This is a genomic window from Clostridium akagii DSM 12554 (genome assembly GCF_000686725.1).
Taxonomy (GTDB): Bacteria; Bacillota; Clostridia; order Clostridiales; family Clostridiaceae; genus Clostridium_I; species Clostridium_I akagii.
Map to the genome: position 1 here is coordinate 78,634 of NZ_JMLK01000006.1, position 15,302 is coordinate 93,935.

The following is a 15,302-nucleotide window of genomic DNA, read 5'->3' on the forward strand; positions in this document are numbered from 1 at the left end:
GTGAATTCAGGTGAGTAATAAAGTAATATTTATAATTGTTGATGCACTAAACTTCGCAGCATCAAAAAGAATGGGATACATGATGCATCTTGCTGAAAATAAAAAAGCTTTTTTCTGTAAGGTTAAAGCCGAGCTACCAACGCTTTCAAGACCTTTGTATGAAGTTCTTCTTACAGGAACTCCTTGTTATGAAAATAATATTACAAATAATCTTATAGTAAGGCGTTCTACAGAAGAAAGCATATTTGATTTAGCAAAAAAAAATGGGCTTAAAACCGCAGCTGCAGCCTATTATTGGATAAGCGAATTGTATAATTCTTCACCATTTAATTATGTTAAAGACAGAGAGCAAAAAGATGAAACTAAAAATATACAATATGGAAAATTTTATTTTGAAGATACATATCCAGATAGCCACCTTTTTCTGGATGCTGAGGTTTTAAGAAATGAACATGATCCTGATTTTCTTCTTATACATCCCATGGGTGTAGACTATGCAGGTCATAAATTTGGGGGGAATTCCAAGGAATATTATGAAAGTGCTCTGCGCATAGATTTTATATTAGGGATGTTCATACCAACTTGGGAGAAACTTGGTTATAAAATAATAGTAACTGCAGATCACGGTATGCACGATTTGGGTTTACATGGAGGAATAGATGACTCTGAAAGACAAGTACCTTTATGGATTATTGGATCAAAGAGTAACACAGAAAATTTTAGGGACCATCTTCCTCAGCTTCAGGTAGCACCAATTGTATGTAAATTACTTGGTATTGAGCCTTCTGAAAAAATGGAGAAATGTATACTATAATATTTACGCTTTGCAAATTTTTTTGCAAAGCGGTTTTAGGCATCTGAAGGAAAATATAGGTGGCATAATGGCTTGCTATTTTTTCAAGATGCCTTTATTAAATTATCACCTATAAGGGAGGAAAAATATGAATAGATTAAGGGATAATAGTCCCGTTATAATTATTTTGATAATTTTTGTTTTAATAATAGTTGGTTTTGAATTTGTACCTCTTTATTCAGTTATAACTAGCAGCTTTCAAGATAATACTGGGCAAGGGTTCTCATTAGCTCAGTATTCCAATGCTTTAAAAAACCCATTTTATTACCAGAGTATAAAAAACAGCATACTTATTTCACTAGAATCAAGTATTGTAGGTATTATAATAGCTACTATTGGAGCTAATTCTATATCTAAATTTTCAACTAGGGTACGTGAAAAGATAATAACTATGTCAAATATGACATCAAACTTTTCAGGTGTACCACTGGCTTTCGCATTTATAATAATACTTGGCAATAATGGAGTTTTCACTCTTATATTTAAAAAATTTGGTATTAACTTAGCCAGTAGTTTCAACTTATATTCGATATCGGGACTTCAGCTTGTATATATATATTTTCAGATTCCACTTGGAATTCTACTTATGTATCCAGCTTTTGATGCTATAAAGGAGGAATGGAAAGATGCAGCCTCAATACTTGGAGCATCTTCATTTCAATTCTGGAAAAATATTGGAATAACAGTACTTCTTCCAAGTATGATAGGTACTTTTAACATAATGTTTGCTAATGCTATGGGTGCTTATGCTACAGCACTTGCACTTACTAATGGAAGTATAAACCTAATGCCACTTAGAATAGGAGCTCTTGTTTCAGGTGACATATTTATGAATCCTATGCAGGCAAGTGCACTTGCAGTAATACTTGGACTTATACTCACTATTGTTAATATTATAAATGTTAAATTAATAAGGAAGGAGAGGACAATATGAAAAAAAATTTGATAGTACATTACATTATAATAATCGTTATATTGGCTTTTTTATTTATTCCTCTTCTTGCTACTTTTGTGTTTTCCATAGCTTCAAAATGGGAGGCTACAATTTTGCCAGAAGGGTTAAGCCTTACTTGGTACAGCACAATTTTCAAAGACCCAAGGTTTATTAGTTCTGCTGCACGTTCACTTTTAGTCTGTACTATAACTGTAGTTTTAAGTCTTGTGATTATGATACCTACAGTATTTTCAGTAGTTGTATATAAACCTAGACTTGAAAAATATCTTAATATAATAACAACAATACCTTTTGCAATACCTGGTGTGGTATTTGCTGTTGGTCTTCTGAATTTCTATTCTAAAAAACCTTTTATGCTTACAGGAACTATATGGATACTTGTAGGTGCTTATTTTATAATTGTTCTTCCGTACACATTTCAATCAATACGGAATAGTCTTAGAGTCATAAATGCTAAGCAACTTATGGACTCTGCTGAAATTCTACATGCATCAAAATTTCAGGCTTTTATAAGAGTTGTACTACCTAACATATCAAAAGGAGTAATATCATCAGCATTACTGTCATTTTCTATACTCTTCGGTGAGTTTGTACTTACGAATTTACTTGCAGGAGGTCAGTTTGAAACTGTACAGATATATCTGTACAGTAAGAGAGCAGAAAGTGGACACATTACAAGTGCTATTGTGATAAGTTATTTTGTAGTGATTTTAATTTTATCCATTATAATTTTGAAAATTGGATCAAGCCGCAAGGAAAGAAAAATAGAAGAAAATTTGTAGGGGGATTAATATGAGTTTTTTATCAATTGATAAGTTGGAAAAAAGTTTTGGAAAAAACAAGGTATTGTCAAATGTTAGTATCGATATAGAGGAAGGAGAACTTGTTACACTACTTGGTCCAAGTGGATGTGGTAAAAGTACTCTGCTACGAGTTATAGCAGGACTTTCAGATGTGGACAGTGGAGATATAAACCTAAATGATAAAGATATAACAAAACTTGCACCAAAGGATAGGAATATAAGTATGGTATTTCAGTCATACTCTTTATTTCCCAATATGACAGTAAAAGATAATATAGCATTCGGTCTTAAGATGAAAAAAATTCCAAAGGATGAAATTCAGAAAACAGTGGAGGATATAATTTCTCTTGTGGAACTTCAGGGCAAAGAAAATGCTTATCCTGATCAGCTTTCAGGGGGGCAACAGCAGAGAGTTGCACTTGCAAGGGCAATAGTCATGAAGCCAAAGCTTCTTCTAATGGATGAACCTTTGAGTGCTCTTGATGCTAAGATAAGAAGAATGTTAAGACTTCAAATACGGGAAATTCAGAAAAAACTTAATATAACTACTATATTTGTTACTCACGATCAGGAAGAAGCTCTCATGATTTCAGATAAAATATTTTTAATGAATGGAGGGAATATTGAGCAACAGGGTACTCCTGAGGAGGTTTATACATGTCCCAAAAATGAATTTGTGGCAAGATTTATGGGAAATTACAATGTTATATCAAGAGAAGACATTATTGATGTAATACCTAAGGAAATCAAAGGAAATCTTTTTGCTGTAAGACCTGAAGCTATTGAAGTTTCTGATAATGAGCTAAAAGAAGGATATATTACTTTAAAAGGCTCTATTATGGATTCTATAATACTAGGTAATATAATAAGATACACTGTGAATTCTTATAAAAATAGTTACACAGTGGATATATTGAATAAACATAACAATAGATGGTATAATAATGGAAGCAATGTTTCAATTAACATACCTTATGAAGAACTGAAAAATTTAAATTAAACGAGGTGTTTAGTTTGTCCTTACTTTCAGAAGAAAGAAAGATAATAATAATAGAGCTTTTGGATAGTCATGGTAAGGTAAAGGTAAATGATTTAGTTAAGCAGTTTGGAGTGTCATCTGAAACCATACGAAGGGATTTAGAGGCATTAGAAATTGATGAAAAATTAAAAAAAGTTTACGGTGGCGCCATAAAAATATCATCATCAGGGGTAGAACCTCCATATCTACAAAGATTCACAAAACACGAAAATGAAAAAGAAAAAATAGGAAAACTGGCGGCTGATTTTGTTGAAGATAACGATGTAATTGCCCTTGACGTTGGAAGTACAACACTTAAGATGGTGCCATGGATATGCAGAAAAAATAATATTACTGTAGTTACAAACTCGGTTCCTGCACTGAATGAATTGATAGAGAAAAAAAACAAGCAACATTTTAATGGTAATATAATATTTTTAGGCGGAGAAATAAACTCTCAGCAGATGACTGTGTCTGGACCTATAGCGGAGGATATGCTTAAAAATCTGTATGTTGATAAAGCATTTGTTGCAGCCGGAGGACTAACCATAGTTCAAGGGATAACAAGTTATGATGAGCTAGAAGCAAGCTTATCCAGAAGAATAATGAGTAAATCAAAAGAAATAATGGTTTTAGTTGATAACTCCAAAATTGGGGTTATCAATTTATATAAAGTTGCAGATATTGACAATGCAGATGTAATAATATGTGACAGTGAGTTACCTGAGCAATGGAAAGAAGACATGAAAATTAAAAATATAGTATGGGTAAATAAATAGGTGAATGTAAACATATGTTTATATAGGTTTTGTGAACGTTTTTTATTTCATAGCGTTCACAAAACTTAAATATTATTAACCGCTTATTTAGAGTAGATTAAATTATAGTTGGATAATGAAATTTTGTAAGATAATTATATAATGATCCGATTAAATTTGAATCATTAAAAAACTTGCAACGAAGTATTTTAGGTTTTATTAAATAGGGTATTTCACTAGCACATTTTTCAATATTATTTTGAAGATATTCAATGAAAATATTTTGTTTACTTATACCACCGCCTATTGCAAATTTTTCTGGATCATAAATATGTTGTAGGTTATAGATTTGTAGCGCCATTTTATGACAATAGTCATCCAAGATATTAAGCACTTCTGTATCACCATTCTTTGCATATTCAAATACTTTGTATCCATCCACTTTTTCTATGGGCAAATTTTTGGCACTAGCAACTGATTTACACAAATATGGTGTACCACATTGTGATGATAGCATGCCAGCAGATTTATCCCCTGAGTTATCGCTAGGCATATTTATAAAACCAAATTCTCCGGCTATAAAATGTTTACCTTTATGCAATTCTTTATTTTTAATCACACCACCACCTATTCCAGTACCAATAACTATAACCATAGCATCATCGCAATCCCGAAGATTCCCTATCCATGCTTCAGCTAGAGCAGCGCATTTTCCATCATTTTCTATTGTAATTGGCAAGGGACATCGTTTTTCAAGTATATCCTTCATCTCTGTATTGTCATTATATTTTAGTGCTCCTCCAGTGTATAGATAACCACGGTCACTATCTATACGCCCAGGCATGCTTACACCCATACCTTGAATAATATTTTTGTGCTCATCAAAAATATTACCAACAACATCAACAAAATTTTCAATTGTATCTGTTGGGGTAGGTATTTTCCCCTTTTCAATAAATTCTGCTCTTTCATTCATAAGGGCATACTTTATAGATTGACCACCTACGTCTAATATCAAAAAATTCATTATAACCACTCCCCATATTTTGATTTTTTTATAAAAACATCCCCTCAATATTTTATCATAAATTTATATTAAAGGCATTGCAACAAGTGTAATGGATTAGTATAATTCTATTAAAGCAGGTGATGGATATGACATTAAAAAAAATTAAAAATCCCATATTATTTCAAGGAGATCTTAAAAAAAAGCATTATTTTGAAGGCTGGTATTATAAGCAAATATCAAATGATGAGAAAAATGTTATAAGTTTTATACCCGGTATTAGTTTATTTGATGATGATCCACACAGTTTTGTTCAGTATATATTTGTGAGCTTTTATAAAAACAACAAAAAAACTACCAATACAGGATATATAAAATATCCACTAAAAGAGTTTAAATATAGTGAAACTCCATTCACAGTGAATGTTGGAGGAAATGTTTTTTCCGAATCAGAGATTTTAATTGATCTGGCTAATGACAAGGTAAATATACAAGGCAATATAAAATTAGGTTCCTTTACTACTATAAAAAAATCTATTTTAATGCCAAATATAATGGGCTTTTTTGCTTATATTCCTAAAATGGAATGTTATCATGGGATTATAAGCATGAATCATAGAATTGATGGAATGCTAAAAATCAATAACAAAGAAATAAATTTTACAAGTGGGAAAGGGTACCTGGAGAAAGATTGGGGAACATCTTTCCCTAAAGAATATATTTGGATGCAATGTAATACTTTTAAAGATAAAAATACCAGCGTTTTTGTTTCCGTTGCAAACATACCTTTTATGAAAAAAAATTTCAGAGGATATATTTGTAATTTGGTGTTAGATGGTAAAGAATACAGGTTTGCTACTTATAACAGTAGCAAAATGAGAATTAAAAATATAGATAAGGATAACGTAACTTTAGTATTAGAAAATAGCCAAGTAAAATTAAGTATTGAAGCAGTTTTAAATCAATCAGGAGAGTTAATAGCTCCACATAAAGGAAATATGGTAAAAAAGATCAAAGAGGAATTATCGGGAAAGGTGAAAATTTGTTTATATAACAATGAGAATAAAATTATATACGAAGATATTGGCGTTGTTGCAGGAATTGAAGTGGTAGGATTTTAAATGGTTTTATCATTGGTATTTGGTTGTTAATAAGTTTATTAATCAATGAATTAGTTTATAAAAAAATATAAATCAACCCATGAAATCAACCGAAAGGTTGATTTCATTTTTGCCCTCTAAAGTTACAATAATTACTGAGGAGATGATTTGAGATGGAAAAAATGATTAGTGTGAAAAACCTTGAAAAAAGTTATAAGAGTAAAAAAGTTATCAAAGGTATATCATTTAATGTACAAAAGGGGGAAATACTTTGTTTTCTTGGGCCAAATGGAGCTGGAAAAAGTACTACAATAAACATTCTTACAGGGGCTCTAGGTTATGAATCAGGTGAAATATTTTACAAGGAAAGAAAAATTGAGAAAGGTGATAGAAAATTTAAGCAGCAACTAGGAATAGTACCACAAGAGATTTCTCTGTACGAGGATATAACAGCCCAGCAAAATTTGCGATTTTTTGCATCACTTTATGGATTAAAAGGAAAAGAACTTAATGAAAGAACTGATGAAGCAATTGAAATTGCTGGACTTACAGAAAAAGCAAATGATAGGGTGAATACTTTTTCAGGAGGAATGAAGAGAAGGCTTAATATTGCTTGCGCTATTGCACATCATCCTGAAATACTCATAATGGATGAGCCTACAGTTGGAATTGACCCACAATCTAGAAATTACATTTTAAGTTCAGTAAAAAAGATGAGGGAAAAAGGTACTACAATTATATATACAACTCATTATATGGAGGAAGTTGAGGAAATATCCACAAGGATAATTATAATGGACAAAGGCGAAATAATAGCTTCTGGAACAAAGGAAAAATTAAAAGAAGAAATAGTAAATGATAAGAGGTTTGTTATTGAAGTTGATGATTTAGATAAGGTGAATTTAGAAGAATTTTATAATGTTGAGGGAGTAAAGAACGCCAAAATAGAAGGGGGCAAGCTGAATATTACAACATTAACTGGGGTGGAAAATCTGGATAAACTTATAGCCATTTTGGTAAACAGTTCTGTTAAGATTAACAATTTAAATTGTGAAACTGCTAGTTTAGAAACCGTATTTTTAAACTTAACTGGTAAAAAATTGAGGGATTAAAAGGAGGAATATTATGTACAGATTTTCACGAATTTTCAAGAGAGATTTTTTAAATCTAATATTTAACCCTATGTGGGTTTTTAATGGTACTCTTTTTCCGTTTCTTCTTGTATTAGTTCTTGGTTTTTTAAGTAGCGGAAGTTATGGAATTAGTGTTACAGCATATGACTATTATGGAGTATCTATGATGATTTACGTTATTTTCAATTCAGCAACAATATCTTCAAATAGTTTTATGGAGGAAAAAATCAAACAAGGGAACATGCGGATAATATACTCACCTGTGCCAAAATCATTTATGTATGTTTCTAAAATATTAGCTTCTTTTGTATTTTCCTCTATTTGTCATCTACTTGTAATTCTAGTATTACATCTTTCTCTAAATGTGAATTTTGGAGGGACAAATGTTTTATTTGTAATTTTAGTATTACTCTTGTTTGAATTTTTGGCATCTATACTTGGAGTACTGTTTTGTTGTATTTTTAAGAGTGAAAATACTGCAAATCAGATTTTAAGTATTGTAATAAATATTTCAGCGGTTCTTGGAGGTCTATTTTTTCAGCTTGGTGGATTTGGAAAGAATGTAGAAAATATAAGCTATATCTCTCCTGTAAAATGGATTGTAACTGATATTTTCAAAGTCATATATGACAAGGACTTTTCTTACTACTTGCCTACGGTAATTATAATAATAGTATTGTCCATAGCAGCCTTGCTTTTGTGTGGAAAATTCTATAGAATGGAGGATTATATATGATAAATTTTATTAGAAATGATTTTTGCAGAATAAGCACTAGAAAATATTATATTCTTATTTCAGTATTAATGACCATGATATCCATTGTTTTGGGAGTGTATTTAACTTCAAACGTTCAAACTAAAGCAAATATTGCCATTGTAACCAAAAGCACAACATCTAATTTTAAGTCTAAATATGCTAATGTTACTCGTCTTGACAAGGAACCTGAAAAATATGAATTAGTACTTAGCAAATATGACGGGGTTATAATAGACAAGGGAAATGGTAAATATGCTATTGATACAATAAAAAACGAAGATTATAGAAAAACATTAGAAATGGTATTAAAAAATCCTAAGGGTTTTAACCCTGAAAGCAAAGATTCTAGAGGTATAGGCACCACTATTATAGGTTATCTTCTAATGTTCATTCTACTGCAAGGTGTTCTGTTTATGTTTACCTTAGCCGAAGATATAGAACTTAAGCAAATTGAAAGAATAGCAGCGGCACCTATATATTTTATCAAGTATCTGCTATCCAATTTTATATTTAACTTTTTTATTGTCTCTTTGCCTGCATTTTTTATATTAGCTGTAATGAAAGAAATTTTTGGATATAATATAGGCTTTAGTCTACTAGAGTACGCAGGCTTACTTGGAATAATAGTATCTTTTGGTATAGCTTTTGCAATGTTTATAAACGCAATTGTAAAAGTATCAGATACAGCAAATATGATGGGATCTTCAATAGTAGTGCTCACAACAATTCTTGCAGGAAGTTTTTATTCTTTTGAAAATGGAAATAAAATATTGGAGAAGGTTATATGGATACTACCACAAAAGGACTTTCTTAGTTTTGTGCAAGGACTGGAAAATGGAAAAAACATTGCGTCGATTCTTCCACAGCTTTTATATGTAATAATCATATCACTAGTATTTTTTATATTTTCCATAATAAAGATGAAAAAAGACTATGTACTTAGGGAAGATTGAAGTAAAATAAGATTATAGTAATAAAGAAAGAAAATTTAGGTGATATGATGAATGATAAAGTGCTTTTAATGTCCACGAGACTAAAAATGCCTCAGCCAAGAAAAGATTATATAATAAGAAAAGAAATATTTTCAAAGCTGGATAAAATAAATGAGTACAATGTTACTTTAGTTAAAGGTTGTGCAGGGGCAGGGAAAACTACCCTTATAACTTCCTTTGCTAAGGAAAAAAACATTTCAAATTTTAAATGGATATCACTTGACGAAAAATGTAATAATGTTTTTATGTTTTGGAATTATTTTATAGAGGTTACAGGAGAATATCTTGGAGAAGATAGGAAAGCTTTTTTGTCATTGTATGATTCAAACTTTCAAAAAAGCAATTTAGAACAGCTACTCACACTTCTAATAAATGGTCTCAATAACAAGGAGGATATATTTATAGTATTAGACGATATTTATTATGTAACTGATAGTTTTTTAATCCACACCATAGATTTTTTTCTGAGGAATGTTTCTGATAATGTTCATTTAATCATGCTTACCAGATATGAGCCCATTTTGTATTTAGGCGCACTGAATATGGAGGGTAGACTCCTTGTAATAGACGAAAATGAATTAAAGCTTTCTAAGGAGGACGGAATAAAGTTTTTAAAGGATACTTTAAAACTTAACCTTAAACCGGAAACACTGGACTTTATAAACCATATTTCTGAAGGGTGGATTGGTGGGCTTCAGCTTGTGGCAGCAGCTACAAATGGAAAAAGTGAAATGGAAATCAAAAACTTAAGACTTGAAAATAAACTTGTGGGAGATTATCTTACAAAAGAAATATATGAATTTTTAGATTCTGAAGAAAAGCAATTTCTTGTGGTAACATCTATGTTGCCTTATTTTAATGAAGAAATATGTATTAATCTCTTAGACAAACTTAATTTTAAGAAAATAATGGATGGTTTAATTCAGAAGAATATATTAATCATATGTATTGATGAGAAAAATGGAATTTATAGATATCATAATATTTTAAAAGAATATTTAATTGGAAGATTTAAAGGCTTAAAAAAGGAAACGCAAATTGGTTTTCATATAAGGGCAGCAGAGGTTTTAGAAAAACTTTGCGACTATAATCAGTGTATAGATCAATTAATAGAAGCCGAGGATTATGCCTCTGCAATGAAATTTATTTTGGAGCTTCCTCAAAGCGTAGCACTACTTTCATATGTAGATAAGATTCCAGATATAGCGATTACAAAAAATCCTGATTTTGCTTATCAGTGCTTCTTTTATTATTACGCTAATATGGAATTTGAAAAAGCTAAGGAATTATATGATGTGATTGATAATAATATGTCAGATGACGCAACCTTTCCTGCCTTTGAATTTTCAAATATGTTTGTAGAAGAAAATTTTAAAATAAATCAGATTGATGTTATGACCATTGAAGAAATTGACAAGCTACCATTAAAGGAGGCTACAAAGGCTTATATACTAATAAAAAATGCATATTTTTTACTTGCACAGTGTAAATATGATGAGTCATTGGATTGCACCGAAAAAGCTATGAGTTATTCAGTAAGTAAGAGCAATTCCTATATTATGTTTTTTGCATTTAGTACTAAATCTCAGATACTAGAGGAAAAAGGCGAATTCAATAAATGTTTAGCTATGTATAAAGATATGGATAAAATACTGAAATCTACTGAAAGTCTTTTTATGCTAAATGCAAGCTTCTATATTGGAATTACTGGACTTTATTTGAAACAGCTGGATCTAGAAAATGCAAAAAAATGTCTGAAAAGTGCTGCAGAATATAATTCGGATTTGGATAATGTTTCGTCTTCAATTGACGGAGGATACAGATACAATCTAGCGGAATACAAATTTATTTCTGGGGATGCAGAGGGCGCAATCAAACTTGTTCATGAACTTTTGGACATTGAAATGATATATTCAAATCTTGTGTATATAGCTCCTCTTTTAAAATATGTTTTTAAGATTAATAAATATACGGGTGAGTTTGTAGAACGGTTTATTGTGGACTATGAAAGTATGGAAAAGATTAATCGCAGTCTTGACAGCAAACTGCTTTATGCTAATATATTGTTTTATCAAGGAAAAACCCAGCGAGCCATGGAGGTTACCGATGACATTCTAAGATATTCTCGTTTAAACAAAATAAAGCTAAAACTTGTGCAGGCATCTCTTTTCAAAATAAAAATGATTTATGGCGTGCAAGGCCAAAAGCGTGAAATAATAAATTTATTCAGGGAGGATATATTTTATAGCTATAAAGATAAAATTCTCCTTCCATATTATTTTGAAAGTGAAATTGTGACCAAGGTTATAAAACAATATGAAAGTGATTTTTATAAGGACTTGAGTTCTGAGGAAGAGGCACATTATAAAGAAATAATTAGGATTTGTAAAATTGAAACAAAGTCTATACTCAGTGAAAGAGAAATTGATGTAATAAATGAAATGGCAAAAGGTTCATCAAACAAAGAGATTGCAGAACATCTATTTATTACACTAGCTACAGTTAAATCTCACATTATTAATATATATAGTAAACTTCAAGTCAACAACAGAGTTTCAGCGATTGAAGCTGCCAAAAAAAATAAAATTTTATAATTTAAACTAGTTTTTATTTAGTGAATATATTTCATAATACCCATATTAAGATATAATAGAAATAAGTCTTTATGTTTTTAGATTAATAAATTTTAGGGGGGGGAAAAGGTGGAACAATATAATATTCCATTTTTAAAAAAATCAAGTTTTAATTTGAAATCAATTTTTTTATATCTATTTTGCTCTTCACTTATGGTAGGTTGTTCTATTTTCTTTTTTGTGATTATCATGAAAGATGATCTTGTTATGGGGGCGATTTTTGGAATATTCATGTTAATTACAGGTATCTTTTTAGCTTATATGGTCATAGCAGTAGGAATTCTTAAAAGCTATTATATAGAAATGACATCAGAATATATAAAAGTTTCTCTTCCATTCAAATCTAAAGTGGCTTATTGGAGTGAGATTAATAGTACTGAAGCATATGAATATAAAAATAATATTTTTATTGCAATTTTGCTTAAAAAAGATAGGTTAAAAAGAAGAAAAAGAAGTATTTCTAATAGTTTTAATTCAATAAGTGGCATTCCATCATATTCATTTCAGATACCACTTAGACTATATAAAGATATTGAGGTTGAAAGATTGTTGTTAACGATAGAAAATCAAATAAATCAAACGGGTATAGAAAATGAAGCAGAAATAGTAAATTCAAATGAAGACTATGAAGAGCCAATTAATAATATAATCAAAGCTATAATTGCTTCTATAATGATGTGTATTGTTACAAGTGTGGTGTATGGTCTTTCAATATATAAATTGGAGAAAAATTATATAGTAATACCTATATTTGCATGTTTTTTAATCATTTCAGCCTTTAACAAATATTATTTAGAGGAGTCATTTAGTGTATTTATAAGGATTCTGGTAGGAATGATTTGTTTTATTCAAGTTCCTATTTCAATTATAGGATCAATTATAATATCACAAGGATTTAGTTTTACAGCAAATGATATTTACAGTGTCACAGTTGATTATTTCAAATATTTAATAGATAATCCACTTGACCAGATTTCTATAATCGTAGTTGCAATTATTTGTTTTGGTATTGGTGTTGTAAGAGGTCGTTTGAAAAGTGATAAGGGGGATATGTCAATATGATCAAAGAAATGAGAAGAAAAGATAGGGAAATTTTTAATGATGGTATAGAAGAAGTTTTAATTAATGGGGAATATGGAACTCTTGCCACTACAGGTGAAGATGGGTATCCTTATATTGTTCCACTGAATTATGTTTATTATAATAAATCTTTATATTTTCATAGTGCTAAAGAGGGGTATAAGCTTCAAAATATTGAAAGAGATGCCAAGATATCATTTTGCGTTGTTACAAGTACGGAAGTTTTGCCAAGTGAATTTAGTACAAAATATAAAAGCGTCATAGCTTCTGGGGTTGCAAGTCAAGTTACGGATGATTTGAAGGATATTATATTACTACAATTTGTTGATAAATATTCTCACGATTTTCTAGATGAAGGCAAAAAGTATATAGAGAAGGCAAAAGACAGGGTTAAAGTGATTAAAATCAATATACAACATCTAACAGGAAAAGCAAGAAGATAATGAGGTGGACAATTTGAACCAAATTTTAGAAACAAACGATATAGAGGATTATTTGGAATGTACATCAATAATAGATTTTGACAATACTAATATAACGGAGTTAGCTGAAAACCTTAAAGAAAACACAAAATCAAAATTAGAATTATCAAAAAAAGTATATGAATACGTTAGAGATAACATTTCACATTCTTTTGATATAAATGGTGATGTTGTTACATGCAAAGCATCGGATGTTCTAAAGGAGAAACAGGGAATATGTTTTGCTAAAGCTCACTTGCTAGCGGCACTCTTGCGTTATTTGGGCATCCCAACAGGTTTTTGCTATCAAAAGCTTATTCTTGATGATGAAACAAAACCCTGGCTTATTTTACATGGATTAAATGCTGTATACATAGAAGAACTACAAAAATGGATAAGGCTAGATTCAAGAGGTAATAAAATAGGCGTAAATGCTGAATTTTCTATAAATGAGGAAAAATTAGCCTTCCATGTTAGATGCCAACTTGGAGAAGTAGATATACCAATAATTTTTGTAAAACCAGATAATAATGTTATAAATGCTTTGAATTCATATGGTACAGTTGAGGAACTTTTCAATAATCTGCCTAGTGAATTAGGAAAATAGAAATAGGGGTTAAAGCATATTTCTAAAGTATTTTGTCTATTATCCCATAGGCTAAAGCTTCCTCAGCAGACATAAAAAAATCACGTTCCATATCACGTTCTATTTTTTCTATTGAATTACCTGTATTTTCACCATATATCTTATTTAGCTTTTTTTTAGTTTTAAGTAGCCACTCTGTATGAATTCTTATGTCTGTAGCCTGACCCTTAAAACCACCATATACTGAAGGTTGATGCACAAGAATCTCGCTATTTGGAAGAGCACATCTTTTTCCATGTTCACCAGCTGCAAGTAGAAATGAACCCATGCTTGCAGCCATCCCAACGCATATTGTAGATACATGGGATTTTATATATATCATTGTGTCATATATAGCCATTCCAGCAGTAATAGAACCTCCCGGACTGTTTATATAAAAATTAATGTCAGCATCGGGATTATCAGATTCAAGGAACAATAGCTGTGCCACTATTAAACTTGCGCTTTCATCTGTTACTTCACTATTCAGCATCACTATTCTATCTTTAAGTAGTCTAGAATAAATGTCATAGGAACGTTCACCAGAATTTGTACGTTCAATAACTATAGGTACATAACTCATAAAAATCACCTCATAAAAAATTTTTCATATAAATATTATGCCGCCAAATTAAGCTGACTCGTAACTTTATTTTTTGAACCTATTGGAGTTATATTTAAATTATTTTTTCTAAATTGACTTGGTGGTATTCCATAAATCCGTTTAAATGCTTTAGTAAAGGCTTCTTGTGAGTTAAATTGATATTTAAAAGCTATATCCACAATCTTGTCATTACCCTTGACTAGTTCATTTGCAGCTTCCATGAGCCTTCGTTTTCGTATATATTCAGCAACAGGTTCACCTACAATGGAATGAAAAACTCTATGAAAATAGTACTTTGATAAAAAAACATTTTCAGCAAGGTCTTTTAGCTCTATTTTATTTTTTAAATTATGTTCAATATAATCAATGGATTTTTTAATACAAATAGCATAATTCATGATAGCATGATTACCTCCCTTTGCCTTTTTCTATATTATATATTAACTTATTATATAAATCCTGTCTTTTTTTGCTGGTTTTATGACATATATTTATATAAAAGTTTAATGCTGTGGTTTATAATA

Annotated in this window: 16 protein-coding genes; 13 read left to right on the plus strand and 3 right to left on the minus strand. The window is 30.4% G+C overall.

The window, feature by feature from the left end; genetic code table 11:
* Window positions 1–10: 10 nt before the first annotated feature.
* The 5 genes from BR66_RS0100500 (at window position 11) to BR66_RS0100520 (ending at window position 4,408) form a co-directional block, all read left to right on the plus strand.
* Complete coding sequence (locus tag BR66_RS0100500) at window positions 11–814, plus strand: alkaline phosphatase family protein (RefSeq protein WP_026881151.1); 804 nt, start codon at window positions 11–13, stop codon at window positions 812–814.
* Window positions 815–941: 127 nt separating this feature from the next.
* Entirely contained in the window at window positions 942–1,787 is an 846-nt protein-coding gene (locus tag BR66_RS0100505) for an ABC transporter permease (RefSeq protein ID WP_026881152.1), read from the plus strand.
* On the plus strand, window positions 1,784–2,590 hold the full coding sequence (locus tag BR66_RS0100510) for an ABC transporter permease (protein ID WP_026881153.1): 807 nt from the start codon (window positions 1,784–1,786) through the stop codon (window positions 2,588–2,590). The genes BR66_RS0100505 and BR66_RS0100510 overlap by 4 nt, the downstream gene beginning before the upstream one ends.
* A 10-nt stretch (window positions 2,591–2,600) precedes the next feature.
* Window positions 2,601–3,611, plus strand: a complete 1,011-nt coding sequence (locus tag BR66_RS0100515; RefSeq protein ID WP_026881154.1) for an ABC transporter ATP-binding protein — start codon at window positions 2,601–2,603, stop codon at window positions 3,609–3,611.
* 14 nt (window positions 3,612–3,625) lie between these two features.
* On the plus strand, window positions 3,626–4,408 hold the full coding sequence (locus BR66_RS0100520; RefSeq protein ID WP_026881155.1) for a DeoR/GlpR family DNA-binding transcription regulator: 783 nt from the start codon (window positions 3,626–3,628) through the stop codon (window positions 4,406–4,408).
* 97 nt (window positions 4,409–4,505) lie between these two features.
* Here the strand turns inward: BR66_RS0100520 and BR66_RS0100525 are convergent, their stop codons facing one another.
* The gene (locus BR66_RS0100525; protein WP_026881156.1) at window positions 4,506–5,414 is read right to left on the minus strand and encodes an ROK family protein; all 909 of its coding nucleotides are present in this window, start codon (window positions 5,412–5,414) and stop codon (window positions 4,506–4,508) included.
* Window positions 5,415–5,542: 128 nt separating this feature from the next.
* Between BR66_RS0100525 and BR66_RS0100530 the strand changes: the two genes are divergently transcribed.
* The 8 genes from BR66_RS0100530 (at window position 5,543) to BR66_RS0100565 (ending at window position 14,156) form a co-directional block, all read left to right on the plus strand.
* Window positions 5,543–6,514 (plus strand): tocopherol cyclase family protein, encoded by a 972-nt coding sequence (locus tag BR66_RS0100530; RefSeq protein ID WP_035795104.1) that lies wholly within the window; start codon window positions 5,543–5,545, stop codon window positions 6,512–6,514.
* A 152-nt stretch (window positions 6,515–6,666) separates the two neighbouring features.
* On the plus strand, window positions 6,667–7,605 hold the full coding sequence (locus tag BR66_RS0100535; RefSeq protein ID WP_026881158.1) for an ABC transporter ATP-binding protein: 939 nt from the start codon (window positions 6,667–6,669) through the stop codon (window positions 7,603–7,605).
* A 13-nt stretch (window positions 7,606–7,618) separates the two neighbouring features.
* A complete protein-coding gene (locus BR66_RS0100540; protein WP_026881159.1) occupies window positions 7,619–8,362 on the plus strand; it encodes an ABC transporter permease in 744 nt (247 codons plus the stop codon).
* Complete coding sequence (locus BR66_RS0100545) at window positions 8,359–9,336, plus strand: ABC transporter permease (RefSeq protein ID WP_026881160.1); 978 nt, start codon at window positions 8,359–8,361, stop codon at window positions 9,334–9,336. The genes BR66_RS0100540 and BR66_RS0100545 overlap by 4 nt, the downstream gene beginning before the upstream one ends.
* 44 nt (window positions 9,337–9,380) lie before the next feature.
* Window positions 9,381–11,969 carry a LuxR C-terminal-related transcriptional regulator gene (locus BR66_RS0100550; protein ID WP_084156235.1) on the plus strand — a complete coding sequence of 863 codons (2,589 nt, stop codon included), beginning with the start codon at window positions 9,381–9,383 and terminating at the stop codon, window positions 11,967–11,969.
* Window positions 11,970–12,077: 108 nt separating this feature from the next.
* On the plus strand, window positions 12,078–13,070 hold the full coding sequence (locus BR66_RS0100555; RefSeq protein ID WP_026881162.1) for a hypothetical protein: 993 nt from the start codon (window positions 12,078–12,080) through the stop codon (window positions 13,068–13,070).
* Entirely contained in the window at window positions 13,067–13,531 is a 465-nt protein-coding gene (locus tag BR66_RS0100560) for a pyridoxamine 5'-phosphate oxidase family protein (protein ID WP_026881163.1), read from the plus strand. The genes BR66_RS0100555 and BR66_RS0100560 overlap by 4 nt, the downstream gene beginning before the upstream one ends.
* Before the next feature lie 4 nt (window positions 13,532–13,535).
* Window positions 13,536–14,156 carry a transglutaminase-like domain-containing protein gene (locus BR66_RS0100565; protein ID WP_242841083.1) on the plus strand — a complete coding sequence of 207 codons (621 nt, stop codon included), beginning with the start codon at window positions 13,536–13,538 and terminating at the stop codon, window positions 14,154–14,156.
* Window positions 14,157–14,178: 22 nt separating this feature from the next.
* Here the strand turns inward: BR66_RS0100565 and BR66_RS0100570 are convergent, their stop codons facing one another.
* Both BR66_RS0100570 and BR66_RS0100575 read right to left on the minus strand, forming a co-directional pair.
* Window positions 14,179–14,757: an ATP-dependent Clp protease proteolytic subunit gene (locus BR66_RS0100570; RefSeq protein WP_026881165.1), complete on the minus strand. Its 579-nt coding sequence runs from the start codon at window positions 14,755–14,757 to the stop codon at window positions 14,179–14,181.
* Window positions 14,758–14,792: 35 nt separating this feature from the next.
* Complete coding sequence (locus BR66_RS0100575; RefSeq protein WP_026881166.1) at window positions 14,793–15,176, minus strand: helix-turn-helix transcriptional regulator; 384 nt, start codon at window positions 15,174–15,176, stop codon at window positions 14,793–14,795.
* Window positions 15,177–15,302 lie beyond the last annotated feature (126 nt).

Excerpts from the sequence above, each read along its gene's own strand:
- BR66_RS0100530 (WP_035795104.1), top strand. The coding sequence starts at position 5,543 with ATGACATTAAAAAAAATTAAAAATCCCATATTATTTCAAGGAGATCTT.
- BR66_RS0100570 (WP_026881165.1), bottom strand. The coding sequence starts at position 14,757 with ATGAGTTATGTACCTATAGTTATTGAACGTACAAATTCTGGTGAACGT.
- BR66_RS0100515 (WP_026881154.1), top strand. The coding sequence starts at position 2,601 with ATGAGTTTTTTATCAATTGATAAGTTGGAAAAAAGTTTTGGAAAAAAC.
- BR66_RS0100575 (WP_026881166.1), bottom strand. The coding sequence starts at position 15,176 with ATGAATTATGCTATTTGTATTAAAAAATCCATTGATTATATTGAACAT.
- BR66_RS0100550 (WP_084156235.1), top strand. The coding sequence starts at position 9,381 with ATGATGAATGATAAAGTGCTTTTAATGTCCACGAGACTAAAAATGCCT.
- BR66_RS0100540 (WP_026881159.1), top strand. The coding sequence starts at position 7,619 with ATGTACAGATTTTCACGAATTTTCAAGAGAGATTTTTTAAATCTAATA.
- BR66_RS0100560 (WP_026881163.1), top strand. The coding sequence starts at position 13,067 with ATGATCAAAGAAATGAGAAGAAAAGATAGGGAAATTTTTAATGATGGT.
- BR66_RS0100535 (WP_026881158.1), top strand. The coding sequence starts at position 6,667 with ATGGAAAAAATGATTAGTGTGAAAAACCTTGAAAAAAGTTATAAGAGT.
- BR66_RS0100525 (WP_026881156.1), bottom strand. The coding sequence starts at position 5,414 with ATGAATTTTTTGATATTAGACGTAGGTGGTCAATCTATAAAGTATGCC.
- BR66_RS0100545 (WP_026881160.1), top strand. The coding sequence starts at position 8,359 with ATGATAAATTTTATTAGAAATGATTTTTGCAGAATAAGCACTAGAAAA.
- BR66_RS0100510 (WP_026881153.1), top strand. The coding sequence starts at position 1,784 with ATGAAAAAAAATTTGATAGTACATTACATTATAATAATCGTTATATTG.
- BR66_RS0100505 (WP_026881152.1), top strand. The coding sequence starts at position 942 with ATGAATAGATTAAGGGATAATAGTCCCGTTATAATTATTTTGATAATT.